Source organism: Halomonas campaniensis, assembly GCF_002211105.1.
In the GTDB taxonomy this organism is placed as follows: domain Bacteria; phylum Pseudomonadota; class Gammaproteobacteria; order Pseudomonadales; family Halomonadaceae; genus Vreelandella; species Vreelandella campaniensis_A.
On record NZ_JPUA01000049.1, the window covers coordinates 240,608 to 259,411 of the forward strand.

The 18,804-nt window shown below is 56.4% G+C and carries 18 protein-coding genes and 2 tRNA genes; 19 read left to right on the forward strand and 1 reads right to left on the reverse strand.

Annotated features, from left to right (window positions below):
* Positions 1-64: 64 nt before the first annotated feature.
* The 14 genes from folP (at position 65) to JI62_RS22025 (ending at position 14,412) form a co-directional block, all read left to right on the forward strand.
* Entirely contained in the window at positions 65-979 is a 915-nt protein-coding gene (gene folP / locus JI62_RS21960) for a dihydropteroate synthase (RefSeq protein WP_088702186.1), read from the forward strand.
* The gene (gene glmM / locus JI62_RS21965; RefSeq protein ID WP_088702187.1) at positions 976-2,325 is read left to right on the forward strand and encodes a phosphoglucosamine mutase; all 1,350 of its coding nucleotides are present in this window, start codon (positions 976-978) and stop codon (positions 2,323-2,325) included. Before folP ends, glmM begins: the two co-directional genes overlap by 4 nt.
* 173 nt (positions 2,326-2,498) lie before the next feature.
* Entirely contained in the window at positions 2,499-3,248 is a 750-nt protein-coding gene (gene tpiA, locus JI62_RS21970; RefSeq protein WP_088702188.1) for a triose-phosphate isomerase, read from the forward strand.
* A 4-nt stretch (positions 3,249-3,252) separates the two neighbouring features.
* Positions 3,253-3,612, forward strand: coding sequence for a preprotein translocase subunit SecG (gene secG, locus JI62_RS21975; protein ID WP_088702189.1), 360 nt, complete (start codon positions 3,253-3,255; stop codon positions 3,610-3,612).
* A gap of 30 nt (positions 3,613-3,642) precedes the next feature.
* A tRNA-Leu gene (locus tag JI62_RS21980) sits at positions 3,643-3,729 on the forward strand.
* Positions 3,730-3,875: 146 nt separating this feature from the next.
* A tRNA-Met gene (locus JI62_RS21985) sits at positions 3,876-3,952 on the forward strand.
* A 373-nt stretch (positions 3,953-4,325) separates the two neighbouring features.
* A complete protein-coding gene (rimP, locus tag JI62_RS21990) occupies positions 4,326-4,787 on the forward strand; it encodes a ribosome maturation factor RimP (RefSeq protein WP_088702190.1) in 462 nt (153 codons plus the stop codon).
* A 72-nt stretch (positions 4,788-4,859) separates the two neighbouring features.
* Positions 4,860-6,374 carry a transcription termination factor NusA gene (gene nusA, locus JI62_RS21995; protein WP_088702191.1) on the forward strand — a complete coding sequence of 505 codons (1,515 nt, stop codon included), beginning with the start codon at positions 4,860-4,862 and terminating at the stop codon, positions 6,372-6,374.
* A 27-nt stretch (positions 6,375-6,401) separates the two neighbouring features.
* On the forward strand, positions 6,402-8,978 hold the full coding sequence (infB, locus tag JI62_RS22000) for a translation initiation factor IF-2 (RefSeq protein WP_088702192.1): 2,577 nt from the start codon (positions 6,402-6,404) through the stop codon (positions 8,976-8,978).
* Between the two features lie 18 nt (positions 8,979-8,996).
* On the forward strand, positions 8,997-9,413 hold the full coding sequence (rbfA, locus tag JI62_RS22005) for a 30S ribosome-binding factor RbfA (protein ID WP_088702193.1): 417 nt from the start codon (positions 8,997-8,999) through the stop codon (positions 9,411-9,413).
* Complete coding sequence (truB, locus tag JI62_RS22010) at positions 9,413-10,333, forward strand: tRNA pseudouridine(55) synthase TruB (protein WP_088702194.1); 921 nt, start codon at positions 9,413-9,415, stop codon at positions 10,331-10,333. The genes rbfA and truB overlap by 1 nt, the downstream gene beginning before the upstream one ends.
* Positions 10,334-10,463: 130 nt before the next feature.
* Positions 10,464-10,733: a 30S ribosomal protein S15 gene (rpsO, locus tag JI62_RS22015; RefSeq protein ID WP_007111823.1), complete on the forward strand. Its 270-nt coding sequence runs from the start codon at positions 10,464-10,466 to the stop codon at positions 10,731-10,733.
* 164 nt (positions 10,734-10,897) lie between these two features.
* Positions 10,898-13,066 (forward strand): polyribonucleotide nucleotidyltransferase, encoded by a 2,169-nt coding sequence (gene pnp / locus JI62_RS22020; RefSeq protein WP_088702195.1) that lies wholly within the window; start codon positions 10,898-10,900, stop codon positions 13,064-13,066.
* A gap of 176 nt (positions 13,067-13,242) precedes the next feature.
* Positions 13,243-14,412, forward strand: coding sequence for an MFS transporter (locus tag JI62_RS22025; RefSeq protein ID WP_088702196.1), 1,170 nt, complete (start codon positions 13,243-13,245; stop codon positions 14,410-14,412).
* 30 nt (positions 14,413-14,442) lie between these two features.
* Here the strand turns inward: JI62_RS22025 and JI62_RS22030 are convergent, their stop codons facing one another.
* Complete coding sequence (locus JI62_RS22030) at positions 14,443-15,318, reverse strand: LysR substrate-binding domain-containing protein (protein WP_088702197.1); 876 nt, start codon at positions 15,316-15,318, stop codon at positions 14,443-14,445.
* 298 nt (positions 15,319-15,616) lie between these two features.
* Here JI62_RS22030 and JI62_RS22035 point away from each other — a divergent pair, with 298 nt between their 5' ends.
* The 5 genes from JI62_RS22035 to JI62_RS22055 are packed head-to-tail and all read left to right on the forward strand — an operon-like array spanning position 15,617 to position 18,685.
* Positions 15,617-16,414: an aminotransferase class IV gene (locus tag JI62_RS22035; RefSeq protein WP_240513331.1), complete on the forward strand. Its 798-nt coding sequence runs from the start codon at positions 15,617-15,619 to the stop codon at positions 16,412-16,414.
* Complete coding sequence (locus tag JI62_RS22040) at positions 16,407-17,363, forward strand: alpha/beta hydrolase family protein (protein WP_088702198.1); 957 nt, start codon at positions 16,407-16,409, stop codon at positions 17,361-17,363. Before JI62_RS22035 ends, JI62_RS22040 begins: the two co-directional genes overlap by 8 nt.
* Complete coding sequence (locus JI62_RS22045) at positions 17,353-17,922, forward strand: RBBP9/YdeN family alpha/beta hydrolase (RefSeq protein WP_088702199.1); 570 nt, start codon at positions 17,353-17,355, stop codon at positions 17,920-17,922. Before JI62_RS22040 ends, JI62_RS22045 begins: the two co-directional genes overlap by 11 nt.
* Entirely contained in the window at positions 17,919-18,137 is a 219-nt protein-coding gene (locus JI62_RS22050) for a hypothetical protein (RefSeq protein WP_088702200.1), read from the forward strand. Before JI62_RS22045 ends, JI62_RS22050 begins: the two co-directional genes overlap by 4 nt.
* Positions 18,134-18,685, forward strand: a complete 552-nt coding sequence (locus tag JI62_RS22055; RefSeq protein ID WP_088702201.1) for a 2'-5' RNA ligase family protein — start codon at positions 18,134-18,136, stop codon at positions 18,683-18,685. Before JI62_RS22050 ends, JI62_RS22055 begins: the two co-directional genes overlap by 4 nt.
* Positions 18,686-18,804: the final 119 nt, after the last annotated feature.

Here is an 18,804-nt window from a genome sequence, read left to right on the forward strand (position 1 = left end):
GCGCCTTTTTTGGTATGCTGTGTACACATCACTGCAATGTTTCTTTTCTTGATCAGGCTGCAGCATGAAATCAATTCTGGATACGTCCTCTTCACGAAGCGTAGAAAATGCTCGCCAACTGCGTTGCGGGCGTCATCTGCTGGATCTCTCCTTTCCCAGGGTAATGGGGATTCTTAATGTCACCCCAGACTCTTTTTCTGACGGTGGCCAGCACGTGGCATTGGATGACGCTTTGCGCCACGCTGAGCGGATGCTGGCTGAGGGGGCGGCAATGATAGACGTGGGCGGCGAGTCGACCCGTCCTGGGGCTACCCCGGTTAGCGCCCAGGAGGAGTTGGATCGGGTAGCGCCGGTAGTGGAAGTCCTGGTGCGCGAACTGGATGCGTTGGTGTCGGTAGATACCAGTTGCCCGACGGTGATACGCGAGGCGAGCGAGCTGGGCGCGGGTATGATTAACGATGTCCGCGCATTAGAGCGCGAAGGTGCCCTGCTGGCCGCAGTAGGGAGTGGCTTGCCTGTCTGCTTGATGCATCGCCAGGGCGAGCCCCAGGATATGCAGCAGGCACCCGCTTATCAGCGTCCGATTGAGGATGAAGTGACAGCGTATTTGGCCCGTCGGGTTGCCGAGTGCGAGGCGGCCGGCCTGCGCCGCAGCCGGCTATTGGTTGACCCTGGTTTTGGCTTCGGCAAAACCGTCGAACACAATCTACGCTTACTCAAATACATGGAGTCTCTGCAATCGCTGGAGCTTCCAGTGCTGGTGGGTATGTCACGCAAAAGCATGATTGGCAAAGTGTTGGGCCGCCCGGTAGAGGAGCGTCTCTCCGGTGGTTTAGCGCTCGCTGCCATGGCAGTGGAGCGTGGGGCAAATATTTTGCGCGTGCATGACGTGGCTGCAACGGTCGACGCAGTCAATATGGCGTGGGCGGTACTACAAGAAGGCTGCGAGCCGCCGCTTAACAAGGAGTTTGACGCATGACAAGGCGCTATTTTGGAACGGATGGCATTCGCGGGACGGTGGGGAAATCACCGATTACCGCCGACTTTATGCTCAAATTGGGCTGGGCGGCGGGACAAGTGCTGCGCCGTGATAAGGGGCGAACGCGGGTGCTGATCGGTAAGGATACGCGGATCTCCGGCTATATGTTCGAGTCCGCCCTGGAGGCTGGGCTTTCGGCCGCGGGAGTCGATGTATCGCTGCTGGGGCCAATGCCCACGCCGGGTATTGCCTACTTAACCCGCACCTTCCGTGCCGATGCAGGCATTGTTATTTCGGCATCGCATAATCCGTTTGATGATAACGGCATCAAGTTCTTCTCCGCCGAGGGTAAGAAACTCCCTGATGAGACGGAAGATCGCATTGAAGCGATGCTGGAGGCGCCGCTGACTACGGCGGAGGCCGCCCAGCTGGGTAAGGCAACCCGTATCGACGACGCCGCGGGCCGCTACATCGAGTTCTGCAAATCGACACTGCCCGATCGGCTCAGCCTTCATGGGCTCAAAATCGTTCTGGATTGTGCTCACGGCGCCACTTACCATATTGCCCCCAATGTGTTTCGCGAGCTGGGAGCCGACGTTACCACCATTGGCTCGGCGCCTGATGGGTTGAACATTAACCAGCAGGTAGGCTCTACCCATCCTGCCGCACTACGCGCTGCCGTTATTCAACAAAATGCGGATTTGGGGATCGCCTTTGATGGCGATGGCGACCGCGTGCTGCTGGTAGACGGCGACGGGCGTGAAGTGGACGGCGACGATATTCTCTATCTGATTGCCCGTGATCGCCGTGAGCGTGGCTTGCTTCAAGGCGGGGTAGTGGGCACGCTGATGTCTAACTTTGGCTTGGCGATGGCGCTGGATAAGCTGGGGATTCCCTTTGAGCGCGCTAAAGTCGGTGACCGCTTTGTGATGGAGCGCATGGCTGCCAATGGTTGGGAGTTGGGTGGAGAGTCGTCGGGGCATATTGTCTGTGGTCATGTGCAGACCACCGGGGATGGTGTCGTCTCTGCGCTGCAGGTGCTGGCGCTAATGATGCGCGAGCAGAAGAGTCTGCCGACACTGTTAAAAGAGCTGGAGAAAGTCCCCCAGGCGCTGGTTAATGTGCGTTTGCCCGCGGGCACCAGCGCCAACGAAGTGATGGCATCTGCGCCACTTCAACAGGCGGTAGCTGCGTTAGAGCACGAGTTAGGCGATGAGGGCCGCGTGTTGCTGCGTCCGTCAGGTACTGAGCCGCTCATCCGTGTGATGGTGGAAGGGCGTGCCCATTTGGATGTCGATCAATTGGCGCGCACCCTGGCCGACCAGGTACAGGCACTGCTTAACTAGCTTCGCCCCACCCGTCAGCACAGAAAACCGGTTCCGTCAGCAGGTTTAGTAAATAAGTTTAGTAAATAGGTTTAGTAAACAGGTTGGGTAAACCCAACCTGTCACTATAACAGCGGTTGTCTTGACAAGGCCGCTCCTATACCATTTCGCTCCACCTTGAGTGAGGAGAGTCGATGCGTACGCCTTTAATCGCCGGCAACTGGAAAATGAACGGTTCCGTGGCGTTGATCAATGAGTTCGGCCAGGCCTTCTCTGCCGCCGTATCGCCAACGAACGTGGATGTGGTTATTATTCCGCCGTTCCCCTATTTGGATGCGGCGAGACATGCGTTTGAAGGGACGGTGCTGTCGTTGGGCGCACAAACATTGAATCCCATTCACTCTGGGGCGCATACCGGTGAAGTCAGTGGTCGCATGCTAAAAGAGTTTGCGGTCTCTTATGTGTTGGTGGGGCACTCCGAGCGACGCCAGCTCTACAAAGAGAACGATGAACAAATTTTAGCGCGCCTTTTGGCAGCCTTAAGTGTTGATCTCAAGCCGATCCTTTGTGTAGGTGAGTCTCTAGAGGAGCGCGACGCAGGCCGCACGATGGATGTAGTGCTTCGTCAAGTGGGCTATGTAATGTCTCGCCTAGAGCCCGATCAGCGCAAGCAGGTCGTGATTGCCTACGAGCCCGTTTGGGCCATTGGCACTGGGCGTACCGCGAGCCCTGAGCAGGCCCAGGAAGTGATGGCAGGCATCCGTGCCTACCAAGCGGGCTTCGATAAGGGGCTCGCTGAGCAACTGCGCTTGCTTTACGGTGGCAGCATGAACGCAAGCAATGCGGCTGAGCTGCTCGCTCAGCCAGATATCGACGGCGGTCTAGTGGGCGGAGCCTCACTCAAGATCGATGATTTTTATGCCATTTGTCAGTCAGCAGGATAACGCCATGCAAGTTGCAATTCTTATGATCCATGTGGTGATTGCGGTCGCCCTGGTGGTACTCATTCTGCTTCAGCAGGGTAAAGGTGCCGAGGCAGGCGCTGCCTTCGGGGGCGGAGCTTCACAAACGGTATTTGGCTCGCGGGGCAGCGGTAACTTCCTGTCGCGCACGACGGCTGTGTTGGCGGCGGGCTTTTTCGCCACCTCGATGGCGTTGGCTTATTTTGCTACCCAGGCAGGCCAAGCGCCAGAAGCCGGGATTCCCGACTCGCGTCTGATCGAGCAGCAGCAAAGCGTTCCAACGCTTGACGACAGGCCAGCAGACGTGGATAATGCCGCGCCAGTGCTAGAGGAAAGCAGCGAGTAAGTAGCTGTCTGTTTTTTAGCCTCCCCTGTTGCCGAAGTGGTGGAATTGGTAGACACGCTATCTTGAGGGGGTAGTGACCGTATGGTCGTGCGGGTTCAAGTCCCGCCTTCGGCACCATCTGTTTTGCTGGTTCACCAGCTTCCCAGAATGTTTCTTTTGTTACCAGAATGCCAATTTTGGCACCTGAGGCGAAAAAGACAGCTTGACGCAAGAAGTTCTTGACGTAAGTAGTGTTTGTGTCTATTATCGTCGACCTAGATTGATGCGGGGTGGAGCAGTCTGGTAGCTCGTCGGGCTCATAACCCGAAGGTCATCGGTTCAAATCCGGTCCCCGCTACCATTTTCTAGTAACGTGTTCTAGATTGTTATTTTGAAGTTATATAGAAAATAACAGTCGTTTCAGGCACAGCCTGTTACATGTTGCTAAGACGGTACTGGAAGTAGTACTTAAGAAATGGTACACAAGGTTTCTTTCAAAAAGCCCCTTCCAGTGAAGGGGCTTTTTGTTAGCAGCTTTTGACTGGCAAGTGCGCTTGTTCGCTGTTCTATTGGCGCCCGCCTTGTTAGTAAGAATATCGTTAGCACGAATACCTTAATAGCGGATGTCGTCCGGAAAAGCGGAGACACATTCCCGAGTAACGCCAATCAGCCACCTAGCTTATCTAATAACTCCTGGCCAGGTGCCTGATGCAACGGCTATAGGAGCTTTGTCTGTGGCCACTAAACACGCTGCGCTTCACGCGCTGATAGAACCTGTTGTTGCTGCCATGGGCTTTGAACTATGGGGCATTGACCATCTTTCCCAGGGCAAAAATTCGCGTCTGGTGATCTATATTGAGCGCGAGAGTGGCGTCAGCGTGGAAGACTGCGCAGATATTAGCCGCCAAGTCAGTGCCGTTATGGATGTAGAAGACCCCATTGCCGGTGAGTACCGGTTGGAGGTCTCCTCGCCCGGTATGGCACGCCCCTTGTATTCCCTGGATCAGTTTTCCCGCTTTCAAGGTCATCACGTCGCGCTGAAACTGCGCACTGCCTTTGACGGGCGGCGCAAGTATCAGGGGCTTTTGGTCGGTGTAGAGGGGGATGAAGTGCTCCTGCAACTGGATGGCGAAGAGTATTGCTTTCCAATTGAGAGTATTGATTCTGCTCACATTGTACCGCAGTTCGACGATTGACCGAGTGGCGGCGCTGCCGGCAGGCTGCCGGGGTGATGCACATAAGGATAGGTTTTCTGGCGAGGCATACGCATGAGTAAAGAAATTTTAATGGTCGTTGACGCGATCTCCAATGAGAAGGGCGTCCCGCGTGATGTCATCTTCGAGGCGGTAGAAGCCGCTCTTGCGAGCGCGTCACGCAAGCGTTTTGAAAGAGAAGAAGCCAATGTGCGCGTGCATATTGACCGTCGCACTGGCGAATACGAAACCTTCCGCACCTGGACGGTGGTGGAAGATGACGAATTCGAAACGCCAGATTACGAAATTAAACAGAGCATTGCCGAACAGCGCGATCCACCGCTGAAATTGGGCGATGTGGTGGAAAAAAGCATCGAAAATGCCTCGTTTGGCCGTATCGCTGCACAAACCGCCAAGCAGGTCATCGTACAAAAAGTGCGCGAAGCCGAGCGGGCCGAGGTGGTACGCCAATATGCCGATCGCGAAGGCGAGCTGGTGGCTGGCATTGTTAAAAAGACCACCCGTGATGGCCTGATCATTGATTTGGGCGAAAACGCTGAGGCGTTCCTGCCGCGCAATGAAATGATTCACGGCGAGCGTTACCGCATGAACGAGCGGGTACGTGCCCTGTTGGTCAAAGTGGATCCAGACGCACGCGGTGCTCAGCTGCAGCTATCGCGGACGTGTCCCGAGCTGATCATCGAGCTGTTCAAAATTGAAGTGCCAGAGATCGCAGAGCAGTTGATTGAGATCAAAGGCGCTGCACGTGACCCCGGTTCACGCGCGAAAATTGCGGTGAAAACCAATGATCGCCGCATCGATCCGGTGGGTGCCTGTGTGGGTATGCGCGGTTCGCGCGTTCAGGCGGTCTCTTCGGAGCTGCAAAACGAACGTGTCGATATCGTGCTGTGGGACGACAACCCTGCACAATTGGTGATTAACGCCATGGCGCCTGCCGATGTTGGGTCTATCCTTGTGGACGAAGACGCCCACGCAATGGATGTGGCGGTGGCGCAGGACAACCTTGCTCAGGCCATTGGTCGGAGTGGGCAGAACGTGCGTTTGGCTTCTGAGCTTACCGGCTGGCGAATTAATGTCATGACCGAAGAGGAAGCGGAGTCTAAGCGCGATCAAGAGATTGATAGCCTGGTGGACTCTTTTATCCAGCACCTTGATGTGGATGAAGATGTCGCTCGCCTGTTGGTGGAAGAGGGGTTCACTACCCTGGAAGAAGTCGCCTACGTGCCGATGGAAGAGATGCTCGAAATCGAAGAGTTCGATGAAGATTTGGTAGAGCAGCTACGCGCACGGGCGAAAGACGAGCTGCTGACGATGGCCATTGCCTCGGAAGAAGCGCTAGACGGTGCCCAGCCAGCAGCTGATCTGCTGGAGATGGATGGCATGGAGCGCCACCTGGCCTTCATTCTCGCCAGCCGCGGCATTGTCACTATGGAAGATCTCGCCGAGCAGTCTGTCGACGATCTGGTCGATATCGAGGAGTTGGACGAAGCGCGCGCAGCGGCACTGATCATGACTGCCCGTGCGCCCTGGTTTGAAGTCGATGACGCATCGGATTCGAACACACAGTAAACAGGTCACGGGCTGAGGAGGGTCAATATGTCAGATATGACAGTTAAAGATTTCGCAGGAAAGGTGGGCCGTGATGTGCCCCGCCTACTAGAACAAATGAAAGAAGCGGGTTTAAAGCACGCTTCTGAAAGTGATGCCGTGTCTGAAGAAGATAAGCAGAAGCTGCTGAGTTTTTTGAAGAAGAGCCACGGTGGTAGCGACACCGCTGAAGCGGGCAAAAACCGCATCACGCTGACACGCAAAACCCGTAGCCGTATCAATACCGGCGAGCGCGGTAAAACCATCGAAGTGCAGGTACGTAAGAAAAAGACTTACGTCAAAAGCGCTGAAGAGGAAAAGCCGAAAGCGCCGGAGCCTAGCTACACCGGCCCGCGCCAGCTAGTGGGCGATATGGCGGAAGCCGAAGCTGAGCGTAAAGTAAGCGATGCGCGTGCAGCTGAAGAAAAGGCGGCTGCGCAGAAGGCCCAGGCAGCTAAGGAAGCTGAAGAGGCGGCGATCAAGAAAGAGGCCGCCGCGAAGAAGCCGGCTGAGGCCAAGCCAAAAGCTGAAAAAGCGCCTGCAACGCCGGATATCCCCGTGCCCGATCTTGAGATCGACGACACGCCTTCCGGTGACGATATGCCGCCAGCGCCGCCGAAAGAGGGCCGCACTGACCGTCGTACCGCTCCGCCCAAGAAGACGGCAGCGAAGAACAAAGGTCGCCGCGACGATGAAGATCGTGGTGATCGTGAAGAGCGCAAACGCGGTAGCGGCAAGAAGGTGAAACGTGCCGAGCAGCGTCGCGGTGGTCGCCGTGGTGGCAACCAGAGCGGCAATGGTAAGCACGCTTTCCAGAAGCCAACTCAGCCCATCGTGCGTGAAGTGTCGATCCCTGAGTCGATCAGCGTGGCGGAATTGGCCGACAAAATGTCGATCAAGGCCAACGAAGTCATCAAGGCCATGTTTAACATGGGCGCTGCGGTGACCATCAACCAAACCATCGATCAGGATACCGCTGCGATCGTGGTGGAAGAGATGGGCCATACGCCGAAGCTGGTGAAGGATGACGCGCTGGAAACGGAAATGCTCGAAGGCATCTCCTATGAAGGCGAAGAGATTACCCGTTCACCCGTTGTTACGGTGATGGGTCACGTTGACCACGGTAAAACCTCGCTGCTGGATTATATCCGTAAAGCGAAAGTGGCGACCGGTGAAGCGGGTGGTATTACCCAGCATATCGGTGCCTACCACGTGGAAGATAACCACGGTGGCGTCACCTTCCTGGATACCCCAGGCCACGCGGCGTTTACCGCCATGCGTGCCCGCGGTGCCAAGGCGACCGACGTGGTAATCCTGGTCGTTGCGGCGGATGACGGCGTGATGCCGCAAACCATTGAAGCGATTGAGCACTCTAAAGCCGCTGAAGTACCCATGGTGGTCGCGGTCAACAAGATCGATAAAGATGGTATCGATCTTGATCGCATCAAGAACGAGCTTTCGCAGCACGGCGTGATCTCCGAAGAGTGGGGCGGTGATACTCAGTTTGTTCACGTTTCCGCCAAGACCGGTGAAGGCATCGAAGAGCTGTTGGAAGCGATCCAGCTGGTCTCTGAAGTGCTTGAGCTTAAAGCCGTACCGTCTGCGCCCGGTAAAGGCGTGGTGGTTGAATCGCGCCTTGATAAAGGCCGCGGCCCGGTCGCTACCGTACTGGTTCAAAACGGTACGCTGAAAAAGGGCGATATCGTCCTGGCTGGTCTGCACTACGGTCGTGTACGTGCGCTGACCAACGAACTTGCCCAGCAAGTCGATGCGGTTGGCCCGGCCATGCCGGTTGAGATTCAAGGCTTGGGCGGTACGCCGGATGCCGGTGATGACTTCATGGTCGTTGCCGACGAGAAGAAAGCCCGCGAAGTGGCTAACTTCCGTCAAGGCAAATACCGCGAAGTGCGCCTGGCGCGTCAGCAGAAGGCCAAGCTGGAGAACATGTTCAGCCAGATGGGCCAAGACGAAGTGGCCAAGGTCAACATCGTCCTCAAAGCCGACGTTCAAGGCTCGCTGGAAGCGATCAAAGGCGCTCTGGAAGAGCTCTCCACCGGTGAAGTTGAAGTCGCCGTGGTCTCTTCGGGTGTGGGTGGTATCACCGGTACCGATGCCAACCTGGCGCTTGCGTCGGAAGCCATCGTCGTCGGCTTTAACGTCCGCGCTGACGCCGCTGCCCGCGAGATCGTTGAGCGTGAAGGCCTGGATCTGCGTTACTACAGCGTTATTTACCAGCTGATCGACGAGGTCAAACAGGCGATGAGCGGTATGCTCGCACCTGAGTGGAAAGAAGAGATCGTCGGTATTGCCGAAGTGCGCGATGTGTTCCGGGCGCCGAAGATTGGTGCCATCGCCGGCTGTATGGTGGTTGAAGGCAGCGTGCACCGTAATAAGAAGATCCGCGTGTTGCGTGATGACGTGGTGATCTACGAAGGCGAGCTCGAATCGCTGCGCCGCTTCAAAGACGATGTGCAGGAAGTGCGCAACGGCATGGAGTGTGGCATCGGCGTGAAGAACTACAACGATGTCCAAGTCGGCGATAAGATCGAAGTCTTCGACCAAGTGAAGGTCGAGCGTAGCCTGTAAGGCTGCGAGGAGCTAAACATGCGCGAATTTAAGCGTACCGACCGGGTAGCCGACCAGCTCCAAAAGGAGCTGGCGGTGCTTATTCAACGTGAAGTGAAAGACCCACGTTTGGGCATGGTCACGGTCAGCGGTGTCACCGTTAGCCGTGACCTTGGCTACTCCGATGTCTATGTCACTTTGTTGGGTGAGCAAGAGCCCGAGCGTATTAAAGAGAATCTGCAGGTGCTTAAGCGCGCTGCCGGTTTTCTAAGAAGCCAGATTGCCAAGCGCATCAAGCTACGTCACGTACCGGAGCTGCGTTTTCATTTCGATGAGAGCGTGGTGCGCGGTCAGCAACTCTCTTCATTGATTGATGAGGCGGTGACGACGGATCGTGCACGCTATCAAGACGATGAGGGTGACAGCGATGCCGAGCAGAGTGAGGAGACTCGCTAGTGGCGCGTCAACGTCGCGGTTTGCCGGTCAATGGCGTACTTCTGCTGGATAAGCCCAAGGGCGTTTCCAGCAACCATGCGCTGCAGCGAGTCCGTCGGCTGTTCCAGGCCCAAAAAGCCGGGCACACCGGTACGCTAGACCCGATGGCAACCGGCTTATTGCCGATTTGCCTGGGAGAAGCGACCAAGTTCTCGTCGCACTTGCTGGAAGCCGACAAGGTGTACCGCACCCGGGTTGAACTGGGGGTGATCACCGATACCGGCGATGCGGAAGGTACGGTAATGGAGCAGCATGAGGTTCCTAGCCTAAGCGTCGATGACGTGGAAGCTGTGCTCAGCCGTTTTCGTGGTGAGATTGACCAAGTGCCGCCGATGTACTCGGCCTTAAAGCATAACGGCAAAAAACTTTACGAGTTGGCCCGTGAAGGCAAGCAGGTAGAGCGTGCAGCCCGGCGCGTAAGCGTGTATGATGCGCGCCTGCTAGCGTTTGAAGGCACTGCTTTCGAGCTGGAAGTAAGCTGCAGTAAAGGCACTTACATCCGCACGTTAGCCGAAGATATTGGCCAAGCGCTTGGCTGTGGCGCCCACATCAGTCAACTACGAAGGCTCAAAACGGGGCCCTTTTTAGCCGACGCGATGTGGACGTTAGAAGCCTTGGAAGCATTGGCCGACCAAGCGGCACTGGAAGCTGAGCTTATGCCCGTGGATGTGCTGGTGGATCATTTGCCGTTACTGGCGGTAGACGACACCGCCCATTCTCGTTTGGCCCACGGCCAGCCCGCTGCTCTCGAAACCGGCGCATTAGCCCCGGACGAAGTAGCCCGACTTTATTACGCCGAGACGTTTATCGGCCTTGGCGTAGTGAAAGGTGCCCAGGAAGTGGCACCAAAGCGACTGTTAAGTACTGTCGCTATCTCGTAAGGCTAGTTGCAAGGAAGCCGCAGCCTACGTGAAAATAGTAAGATGCAAGACGCAAAATAGTAGCTTGAGACTGCAAATATGCGTGGTCTCACCCATTCATTTTTAGGCATATTGCTTACTGGAGATACAGATGGCTTTAACCGCTGAGAAGAAGGCCGAGATCGTCACCGAATACGGCCGCGGCGATAACGATACCGGTTCCCCTGAAGTGCAGGTTGCACTGCTGAGCGCCAACATCAATGGCCTGCAGGATCACTTCAAGACCAACAAGCAGGATCACCACTCTCGTCGTGGTCTGATCCGCATGGTTAACCAGCGTCGTAAGCTGCTGGACTACCTAAAGCGTAAAGATTTCGAACGCTATCAGTCCCTGATTCAGCGTCTGGGTCTGCGTCGTTAAGCGTTAACGGCAACGATTAGAAGCGGGCAGCTCCTTGTGGGCTGCCCGTTTTTTTATGTTTCCTGTTGACAGCAAATAGAGAACTGGTAGCCCTATGGCGCTCCAGCGCCTAGAATGGTTACGAGTCAAAACGACCTAAACGAATAGACAAGTAGATATTGATAATGCTGAAGGAAGTCGCTGTGAATCCGGTAAAGAAAACGTTCCAGTACGGTCGTAGCACCGTCACGCTCGAAACCGGGCGTATTGCTCGCCAGGCCACCGGCGCTGTCATGGTTACCATGGATGACACCGTTGTACTGTGTACCGTGGTTGCTCGTAAAGAGGCTAACCCGAGCCAACCCTTTTTCCCCCTCTCGGTACACTACCAAGAGAAAACCTACGCAGTGGGCAAGATTCCCGGCGGCTTCTTCAAGCGCGAAGGGCGCCCCACTGAGAAAGAGACGCTGACCTCGCGGCTGATTGACCGCCCGATTCGTCCGCTGTTTCCCAAAGGCTTTATGAACGAAGTGCAGGTCGTCTGTACCGTTCTCTCCACCGACCGCAACCACGATCCGGATATCGCCGCTTTGCTTGGCACCTCGGCGGCGCTGAGTATCTCTGGCGTACCGTTTAGTGGCCCGATTGGCGCTGCCCGGGTTGGTTTTAACGAAGAGAAAGGTTACTTCCTCAACCCAACGGTTGAAGAACTGGCCACCTCTGAGCTCGACATGGTTGTCGCCGGTACTGAAAAAGCCGTGCTGATGGTTGAGTCCGAGGCCAAAGAGCTGCTCGAAGACGAAATGCTGGGCGCCGTACTGTTCGCGCACGAAGAGATGCAGGTTGCCATTACGGCGATCAACGAGCTGGTTGCCGAAGCGGGCAAGCCGCGTTGGGAGTGGCAGGCTGCTGAAGAGAACCAGGCGCTGAAAGCCGCCATGGCCGATGCCTTTGAAGCGAAAGTGGGCGATGCTTACCGCATTACCGACAAAATGCAGCGTCAGGATGCGCTGGCTGAGTTGAAAGAGCAGGCGATTGAGCTACTGGCTGCCGACGAAGGCGAGCCGGTGAATGACAAATTCAGTCGCGACGAAGTGAAAGGTGCTTTTGCGGGCCTGGAAAAACGCGTGGTGCGTTCACGGGTTGTCAAAGGCGAGCCGCGTATTGACGGTCGTGACAACCAGACCGTTCGCCCGCTGGCGATCGAAGTCGGGGTGCTGCCAAAAGCCCACGGTTCCGCCATCTTTACCCGTGGGGAGACCCAGGCGATTGCCGTGGCGACGCTGGGTACCCTGCGTGATTCCCAACTGATCGAATCCCTGGAAGGCGAGCGTAAAGACCGCTTTATGCTGCACTACAACTTCCCTCCCTTCTCGGTAGGCGAAGCGGGCTTTATGGGTGGCCCGAAACGTCGTGAAATCGGTCATGGTCGCTTGGCGCGTCGTGGCGTCCAGGCGATGCTGCCATCCGAAGACGCTTTCCCTTACACCATTCGTGTGGTGTCTGAAATTACCGAGTCCAATGGCTCAAGCTCAATGGCTTCTGTGTGCGGCTCTTCGCTGGCCTTGATGGATGCAGGCGTGCCGTTGAAAGCACCGGTCGCCGGTATCGCCATGGGTCTGGTGAAAGACGATGACGGTTTTGCGGTATTGACTGATATCCTGGGTGATGAAGATCACCTTGGCGATATGGACTTTAAAGTTGCTGGTTCTGAAGAGGGCATTACCGCCCTGCAGATGGATATCAAGATCGAAGGCATCAATGAAGAGATTATGGAGCTCGCGCTGCAGCAAGCACTGGCTGCGCGGCTGAGTATTCTCGAGCAGATGAATGTCGTTATCAGCCAGAGCCGTAGCGATGTCTCCGACAACGCCCCGTCCATGGCGACGATCAAAATCGATCCGGACAAGATCCGTGACGTCATTGGTAAAGGTGGCGCAACCATTCGTAAAATCTGCGAAGACACCGGCGCCTCTATTGATCTCGACGATGATGGCACCGTGCGTATCTATGCGGAAGATAAAGCCGCCGCCAAGCGCGCCATCGACACCGTATTGGCGATTACCGCTGAAGCGGAAATCGGCAAGCTGTATCACGGCAAGGTCGTGCGGATTGCTGACTTCGGCGCCTTCGTGAACATCATGCCGGGTACCGATGGTCTGGTTCACATCTCACAGATCGTAGCCGAGCGTGTTAATAACGTGCGCGACTTCTTGAATGAAGGCGATGACGTGATCGTTAAGGTGCTTGATATCGATAACCGCAACCGTGTGAAGCTGTCGATGAAAGAGATCACCGAAGAAGAGAAAGCCGCTTTTGCCGCGGAAGTAGCGGAAACCGAAGCGACGATTTAAATCGCTAGCTAGGTTTCTGATACCGCCCTCGTAGCCTCTGGCTGCGGGGGCTTTGTTTTTGCTAGGTACTGTTTTTTCTAGATACTGTTTTTACTAGGTATTTTTTAAAAGATACTGTTTTTTGGTTAGGTATATTAGCTTTGTTCGCCGGGATTTAGACAGTCAGGGAGCAGCAGATGGAGCAGCAACAAGCGCCGCGATGGTGGGCGGTGGTCGCCGTGATGATCGGCATTTTTTTACTGGTAACCGCAGAGCAGCTGCCGATTGGGTTACTTTCCCAGGTAGCATCAAGCATGGGTGTTACCCCCGGCATGGCAGGCTTAATGGTCACCGTGCCCGGCGTGGTCGCTGCCTTTTCAGCCCCGCTGCTGCCGGTCGCGGTGGGGCGCTTGGATCGGCGCATTATGCTCACGGCATTGATGGCCGTAATGGTGGCCGGGAGTGTGCTCTCGGCATTGGCCAGCAGCTTTATCCTGCTGCTCGCCGCTCGCGTGCTGGTGGGGCTTAGCATTGGTGGCTTTTGGGCGGTGGCGGGCAGCATTGCCCCACGCCTAGTGCCGGAGGCTCAGGTGCCAAAAGCGATGACGATGATTTTTGGTGGCGTTGCGGCGGCCTCGGTGCTGGGTGTGCCACTGGGTACGCTGCTGGGGGATCTAAGCAACTGGCGGGTGGCCTTTGGGGCGCTGGGAGGGCTAAGCCTGTTAACGGCCGTTGCGCTGTGGTGTTGGCTACCGCCGTTACCGCCAAGAGAGCCGGTGCGGCTTAAAGTACTCGCCCAGCAGTTTACAAATCGAGGCGTGCGGGTGGCGGTGTTAACCACGGCTTTTGTGGTGGTTGGCCACTTTGCTGCCTACACCTTTATTAGCCCCATCCTGCAAGAGATCAGCGGTATTTCCCAACGCCATGTGAGCAGCCTGCTGCTGCTTTACGGGGCGGCAGGTATTGCGGGCAATATTGCGGCGGGTATGTTTGCCGGGCGGCACCCCTACCGCGCGGTGCTGGCGATTCCCAGCCTGTTGCTTATCGTCGTCGCCGTGTTCCCGCTGCTGGGTGTTCAGCCGAGCAGCGGCGTCATGTTGCTCATGATGTGGGGCGCGGTGTTTGGCAGCGTATCGGTCAGCATTCAAACCTGGATTATACGCACAGCTCCCAACACCGAAGCCGCCACAGCGTTGATGGCGTTTACCTTCAATATGTCCATTGGCCTGGGGGCTATGCTAGGGGGACGCTTGGTCGATGGCACTAGCCTGCCCATTGCTATGTGGGCCGCATCAGGGTTATTTCTGTTGGGGGCGCTGTTGGTCTGGCGAACACCGTCACGCATCGTGGGGGAGAAGCGTCGTTAAGTGAGCGATAAATAATGCGCAAGTATCTGGCTATGTTGGCTGCTCGCGCAGCCAACTACGCAAATTATCCAAACGGCGATCCTCGCGCAGTGCATCTGGGTAGACTAACCAGAAACCAACATCTGCGTTGACTGGATGTTCGAATACCGACGTTAGTCGCCCCAATCGCACGGCGCTATCGGCCAGCTCGCAGACCACTATCGATACACCCACCCCATCGGCGGCGGCCTGCAGGGTTAATCCGCCGGAATCCACCTGCGTGACCACGGCGGGTTTGAAGGGGCCGCCGGGAAGGCTCTCCATCCAGCGTTGCCATGTCAGGCAGTGGCGGGAGACAAACAGATTGGCCTGGCTGACACGGTCAAGGCGATCGCGATGGGAGCCGGTAGCAAAGCCTGGACGGGCATAAAGATCGATGGTTGCTTCAAAGAGGAGATCGGCCTGTAATTCCGGCCAATGCCCGTTGCCGTACCAGATGCCCACATCGGCCACCCCCGCGGCAAGGTCTACCTCATCCTGCGTAGTGGATATCTCAAGCGAGAATCCACGCCGCTCGAAGGGATACAGGCTTAACCGCGGCGACAGCCAGTTGGTTGCAAATGTAGGTAACATGTTGAGACGTAGCGGCCCGTCACGGCGTTTTTGGCGAAGTGAGTCAACCCCCTTGGCAATCTGCGTAAAGCCTTGTTGCAGGTAAGGTGTTAGCTTGTGCCCCGCGTCGGTAAGCTCAAGACGCGTTCCTGTTCGGCGCAAAAGCACGACGCCAAACAACTCCTCCAGTATGCGCAGTTGGTGACTGACGGCCGAAGGAGTGACCGAAAGCTCCATGGCCGCTTCCTTGATGGAAAGATGCCGCGCCGTCGCCTCAAAAGCGCGTAGAGCATTTAATGGCACAGGAATCCGCATAATCGCTACCCCCACCCTCGAAGGTTGATAAACAGATCATACAAGAAGCCGCGCTGACCACGCTGTAAAAATCGCTGAGCAAAACTCAGCCCAGTTTGAGATTTACTCACTCGTTTTTAAAACATACTGAGGACAGACTGACGATATCGATAATCTGCTACTGGGTGGGTGTCATGCTAAACGCTCTTGATGACCGAGATGGGTTGATCTGGCTCGATGGTGAGCTGCTTCCTTGGCGTGAGGCGCGCCTGCACGTGCTTAGCCATGCGTTACACATGGGGGAGCGGTATTCGAAGGCATGCGTGCCTACGGGCGGCGTGTTTTTCTGGGTGACGCGCACTTGGAGCGTTTAGAGCGTTCCGCCGCACTACTGGACTATCGGCTGCCCTGGTCGCACCGCGAGCTCAGCCAAGCGATTGACGCGGTGCTATGGGCCAATCAGCTAACCGATGCGTATATCCGCCCTATCGCCTGGCGTGGCGCGGATAGTGTGTCTATCGCGGCGCCTCAAGCACGTGTCCATGTGGCGATTGCCGCTTGGGATTGGCCTACGGCGGCGTCCCAGGGGCGGGCAGAGGCAGGTATTCGGCTGCAGTTGGCCCACTGGCGACGCCCGCCCCCTAATACGGCGCCTACTGCCTCTAAGTGTTCTGGATTGTATATGATCGGCACGCTAGCCCGCCATGCGGCCATGGCAGCGGGCTGTGATGATGCGTTACTGCTGGATAGCGACGGCTTAGTCGCTGAAACGACAGCCACTAATCTGCTTTTGGTCAGTGATGGCGTACTGGTAACCCCACTACCGACCTGTTTTCTTGATGGCATCACCAAGCGCTATTTGTTGGATTTGGCACGCCAGAGAGGCCTTCCGGTAGAGGAGCGAGCGGTTACACTCGAGGAACTGCGTGCTGCAACCGAAGTGTTGACTGCCGGCACCTCGGTCGAGCTTCAGCCGGTTGTGGCATTGGTGGAAGATAAGACGAAGACCGAATGGCCCGTTGGGCCTGTTACCCAGCAACTGATTGCGGACTTTCATGCTACCGTCACTGAGGCTACGAACGGTATAGCTGCAAGGCGACAGAACATTGATGCCTGAGCCCATCTATATCAGCGCGGCGGATAGTTATGCGCTGCGTGGGTGGGTATGGCGCCGACAGTGTGATTCGTCGTCTCACCCTGGCCCCGTGGTGATCATAAATACCGCCACCTCGGTGCGCTGTCGCTATTACATGCCCTTTGCTGATTATTTGTATCAGCAAGGGTGGGACGTAGTGACCTACGACTACCGGGGAATCGGCGATTCGCGCCACCATTCGCTGCGCAAGCTCAAGGCCGACTGGATCGACTGGGGGCAGCATGATTTTGAAGGCGTTCTGCGCTACGTCGCCAGGCGTTTTCCTGGTCAACCTATCGATGTGGTGGGTCACTCTGCGGGCGGTTTCGTGATTGGCCTTGCCCAGTCCGCCCATCACGTGCGTCGCATCTTCACCATGGGCGCACAGTATGCCTACTGGCGGGACTACGCCCCCGAGGCTCGGCGATCTATGTTCTTGCGTTGGCATCTAGCGATGCCGCTGTTGGCACTTTTGGTCGGCTACGTACCCGCCAAGCGTCTGGGGTGGATGGAAGATACACCCAAAGGCGTAGCACTGGATTGGGCGCGAATGGGGCCGCGCTTTGAGCACAACGTGCGGCGTAAACGTGAAACACCTGAGGGCAAGCCCGAAGCTGAGATGCTGGTGCGGGGCTTCACGCGTGTGCAGGCACCGATTTTGGCGCTGGGCATTGACGATGACCCTTTCGGCACTCGTCCCGCGCTTGATCGCCTTCTCGAGTATTACAGTCGTAGCGAACGCTATCACCTGCGGCTAGCGCCAACGGCGGTGGGCCAGCCAAGCATCGGTCATTTCGCTTTTTTCCATAAGCGCTTTCGCGACGTGCTCTGGCCACTTGCCGTGGAGTGGCTGCGCACCGGTAATCCGCCCACGACTTTTCCTGGCGAGCTGCGCTATCGACCGCGTAAGGAGACCTGCGATGACAACTAACAAGCCAGCGACCCAACTGCTATTTCTGCCCGGTCTTGGCAATTCTGATGCTGACCACTGGCAGTCACTATGGGCGCTAAAACGGCCTAATAGCCTCCGTTTTCAGCCTGGCTCCTGGGATGAGCCGAATCTCACCGATTGGCTGCAGGCATTGGACACCGCCATTGATGAAGCTGAGGCGCCGGTGTTGCTCGTTGCTCACAGTCTTGCGTGCCTGCTGGTGGCGCACTGGGTTCAGGAGGTCAACAGTAGCGAGGAGAGAGCTCATCGAGTGGCGCAGGTAAGCGGCGCGTTGCTGGTGGCAGTACCTGACCCTGGCGCAAAGGCTTTCCCACCCGAAGCGAGCGATTTCCGCAATGCTCCTGCTCGACCGCTGCCATTTCCAGCGCTGGTTGTCGCCAGCAGTGACGACCCCTATGCGACGACGATCTATGCACGGCAGCAGGCTGCGGCATGGCAAGCCGACTTTGTTGACGTGGGCGCCTGCGGGCATATCAACGCCGCAAGTCAGTTAGGGGAGTGGCCTCAGGGGTGGGCGTTGTTGGAGGCTTTAGCATGAGTTTCCATACGATGACTGCACGCAATGCACTGACCGCGCTCTGGTCACTGGGTGGTCTGCCGACGGAGGCTTTGGATAAGATCACGTTGACTGGCCATGATCCCGTTTTCCCATCCTCGTTTGCTATTGGCGCCACCGCGGCGCTTGCTGCCTGCGAGCGGGGTATTCACGCTAACAGCCCTGCGGGCTGGCCTAACTGGACGCTGTGCACATGACCCGAGTGGCACCGCAAGCGGCCTTGATCGTTCCTGTTCGCGAAGCCGAACCCGTGGTTGGCGAGCTTCGTCAGCGTTATGATGCCACAGCGGCTATAGGCGTGCCCGCGCACATAACGCTACTTTATCCCTTTGTATCACCTAACGAGATTGTCGAGAAAGATCTTCGCAAGCTTAAAGCGATTGCTAAACAAACCACGGCTTTTGAGTTTTGGCTATCGGGTGTGGGACGATTCACGGACACGGTGTATCTTCAGCCAAGCCCTAGCGCTCCTTTTATCTCGCTGATTAAAGCATTCGTCGATGCCTTCCCAGACTACCCACCCTACGGTGGTCTCCATACGGGCAGCATACCTCACCTCACCGTCGCCAGAGAGAGTAAGCCAGAGGCACTCGAACGAATAGAAGATGAGGTGCGTTTGTTGATGGCGAAACAGAGAGCGATTCAGTGTTACTGCAACAGTTTTGCGTTGATCGTGAATACTGAGGGGCGATGGGTGACTCAACAACGATTTTCTCTTGTCGCGTCAGAGACCAATGGCGACTAGTGCCACTTAGCCCGGTAATGATGATGTTTGTAAAACAAGGTCAGGAAATTTGTGTATCCCGAACGGAAAAAGCCCTCGTCAAGTGACGAGGGCTTATATTAATTCTTAGCTAAGCGAGC